This is a genomic window from Variovorax sp. GW460-12-1-14-LB1, assembly GCF_059423605.1.
Genome location: NZ_JBWKYF010000153.1, coordinates 1 through 3,116, shown reverse-complemented (window position 1 = coordinate 3,116; position 3,116 = coordinate 1). Strand labels below are relative to the sequence as shown.

At 63.8% G+C, this 3,116-nt stretch carries 4 protein-coding genes; all 4 read left to right on the top strand.

From position 1 onward, the window contains the following. Window positions 1-105 precede the first annotated feature (105 nt). The 4 genes from tnpA to AC07Y4_RS32780 all read left to right on the top strand — a co-directional run bounded on the left by tnpA (window position 106) and on the right by AC07Y4_RS32780 (window position 3,059). A complete protein-coding gene (gene tnpA, locus AC07Y4_RS32795) occupies window positions 106-492 on the top strand; it encodes an IS66-like element accessory protein TnpA (protein ID WP_159275190.1) in 387 nt (128 codons plus the stop codon). 23 nt (window positions 493-515) lie between these two features. Beyond that, on the top strand, window positions 516-836 hold the full coding sequence (tnpB, locus tag AC07Y4_RS32790; protein WP_373866855.1) for an IS66 family insertion sequence element accessory protein TnpB: 321 nt from the start codon (window positions 516-518) through the stop codon (window positions 834-836). 94 nt (window positions 837-930) lie between these two features. Beyond that, a complete protein-coding gene (tnpC, locus tag AC07Y4_RS32785; RefSeq protein ID WP_495275678.1) occupies window positions 931-2,493 on the top strand; it encodes an IS66 family transposase in 1,563 nt (520 codons plus the stop codon). Between the two features lie 38 nt (window positions 2,494-2,531). Next, a complete protein-coding gene (locus AC07Y4_RS32780; protein ID WP_064262392.1) occupies window positions 2,532-3,059 on the top strand; it encodes a hypothetical protein in 528 nt (175 codons plus the stop codon). Window positions 3,060-3,116: the final 57 nt, after the last annotated feature.

Below are 3,116 nucleotides of genomic sequence, written 5' to 3'. Positions count from 1 at the left end.
CGTAAGCGTGGCCTCAAGGCCCTCTGGCGAGACGACACGAGCATGAGCAGGATCGCCTGATCGTGCTCACACTTGGATGTGTGCATTTAACCGGGACGTGCACACATGAACAAGCGAGTCACTTCGGGCAAGGACACCCGGCGCAGGCACAGCGAAGAGCTGAAGCAGGAATTGGTCGAGCGCAGTCTGGAACCTGGCGCGTCAGTCGCTGCCATCGCGCAGGCGCATGGCATCAATGCGAACCTCTTGTTCAACTGGCGTCGGCTTCGCTTGCGCGCGCAAGCTCCAGTAGTCGAGGGCACTGCGCCGGCCACGCTCTTGCCGGTTACCGTGCAGCTGGAGCCTGCAGCCCAGACCAACAAGGCCGTTGTGCCGCGCCCTTCGAGCGGCGTGATCGAGATCGACGTGGGTGCCACACGTGTTCGTCTGCGCGGAGCCGTCGACGAGACCAGCGTGCGTTGCGTGCTGCGCCTGCTCGGTGCCATCGCGTGATTGGTCCTCCCTCGAACACACGCGTGTGGATCGTGGCCGGCCACACCGACATGAGGAAGGGCTTCGATGGCTTGGCTGCCATGGTCCAGACGGCGCTCGCGGCCAATCCGTTCTGCGGCCACGTCTTCGTCTTCCGCGGCAAGCGCGGCGACATCCTGAAGGTCCTGTGGTTCGACGGCCAGGGACTGATGCTCCTGGCAAAGCGCCTGGAGCGAGGCCGCTTCGTATGGCCGCAGGCGACGTCCGGAAGCGTATCGCTCACGCCGGCACAACTCTCGATGCTGCTGGAAGGCATCGACTGGCGCATGCCGGTGCGCACGCACGAACCGTTGCTTGCAGCATGATCAACTGCGCCACCACTGTATGAAGAATCCTCCGGTGTAGTACCGATGTTCGTCGGCCCCAGGGACGGGCACAGTAGAGGACGTGACGACGCCGATCAACGACCCCACCACACCTCACACGGTTGAAGGTTTGCTGCGAGTGGTCGAGGAGCGAGATGCCGAAGTGGTGCTGCTCAAGCTCATGGTCGACAAGCTGAAGCTGCAGTTGCTGCGCAGCCTTCGGGCGCGGTTCGGATCGTCCAGCGAGCAACTCGATGATCCTCAGATCGCTCTTCTGGAAGGCGAACCACTGTATGAACGTCCGGCGCCGATCGCTGTGGCTGTGCCAGATGCTGCGAACGCACCACAGATCGATCGCAAGCTCCCCGCCCACCTGCCGCGAGAGACCCAGGTCTATCGACCGGAGACCACCTGCGATCACCATGATGCCAATGACCAAGCCTGTGGCTGCATAGCCTGCGGCGGCCGTCTGCGTCTCATCGGGCACGACGTCTCGGAGCAACTGGAGTACGTGCCCTCGCGCTTCAAGGTGATTCGGCATGTGCGACCCAAGCTCGCGTGCGTTGCCTGCGAAGCGATCTTCCAGGCGCCTGCACCGAGCCGGCCGATTGCACGCGGCATGGCTGGCCCTGGACTGCTTGCCAACGTGCTGGTGTCCAAGTACTGCGACCACATTCCGTTGCATCGCCTGGGCCGCATCTATAGCCGCGACGGCGTCGTCATCGATCCTTCGACCATGGCCGGCTGGGTAGGCCAGAGCGAGAGGCTGTTCGATCCGCTGGTGGCCGCGCTCGAACGCTACACGCTGGCCGGCGAGAAGGTGCATGCCGATGACACGCCGGTGGCCGTGCTCGATCCCGGCCGCGGCCGCACCAAGACGGGCCGGCTGTGGGTGTACGTGCGCGACGACCGGCCTGCAGGAAACATGCAACCGCCCGCGGCTTGGTATCGCTACTCGCCCAACCGCAAGGGCGAGCATCCGCAAGCACATCTTGCGAACTACAGCGGCATCCTCCAAGCCGATGCCTATGGCGGGTACGGAAAGATCTACGCAAGTGGGCGTGTAGTCGAAGCATCTTGCTGGGCGCACGCGCGCAGACCCTTCTGGGATCTGCACGAGAGCCAGGGCTTCGTACCGGGCTCGATTGCCGAACAAGCGCTGCAGCGGATTGCGGCGCTGTACGCCATCGAAGCCCAGATCCGGGGTCAACCCCCCGACGTGAGACGCCAGGTAAGACAAGCCCGCGCCGGGCCGCTGTTGGATGACCTGCGTGCTTGGCTCACGAGCATGCTGGGCAAGGTCTCCAGGAAGTCGGAACTGGCCAAGGCGATCGGCTATTCGCTCACGCGCTGGACATCGCTGACCCGCTACCGTGACGACGGCCGCATCGAGATCGACAACAACGCGGCTGAGCGCGCCCTGCGCGGTGTGGCCCTTGGCAGATCCAACTATCTCTTCATGGGTTCGGACGCCGGAGGCGAGCGGGCCGCGGCGATCTACAGTCTGGTGGAAACGGCCAAGCTGAACGGGCTCGATCCGCAGGCGTATCTGCGCGATGTGCTCGCACGCATTGCCGACCATCCCATCAATCGCATCGACGAGTTGCTTCCGTGGAACATCGGCGGGCACCGCGTTGAGCAACGACTGGCAGCCTGAACCACACACGACCTGGCTGCGCAACGAAGGAAGACGCAGTGAGCCTGCAAGGCACCGACCCGCGAATGATTGAAGCCCTCGAGGGCGCAAGCAGCTTGCAGCTCTACCAGCTCAAGGCATTGATCGAGGGCATGCTGGCCGACCCACGACGTGGCATTGCCGCTCGTGCGAACCTCCATCTTGGTCAGCCTGTGCACTTCGTGGACTTCCGCGACGGCCAGATGCGCCGCGGCAAGATCATTGCCATGAGGAACACACAGGCGACGGTGCTCGAAGAAGGCACCAAGCGAACCTGGAAGATCCCATGTCTGGCGATGCAGGGCTATCACGGCGCAGAGCCGCGCGACGAGCAAGCTCCCTATGAGCCGCCGCCCGAACCCACCCGTGCGACAAGCCATGCGCGCGAGTTCCAACGCGGAGATACCGCGACCTTCGACGACCGAGACGGTCGCAATATCACCGGGGTGATCGTGCGCATTAACCAACGCACGGCCACCCTCGCCACCGGTGATGGGGTGACTTGGCGGGTCCCATTCCATGCGCTGCGCCAAGTGCTCGACGTCTGAGCATCGCCGATCTGTTCAACCAGTCGACGTCAAGAGGGCCTTGAGGCCGCGCTTACT

What these genes read in the sequence shown, in the direction of transcription:
- tnpA (WP_159275190.1), top strand. Translation starts at nt 106, where the DNA reads ATGAACAAGCGAGTCACTTCGGGCAAGGACACCCGGCGCAGGCACAGC.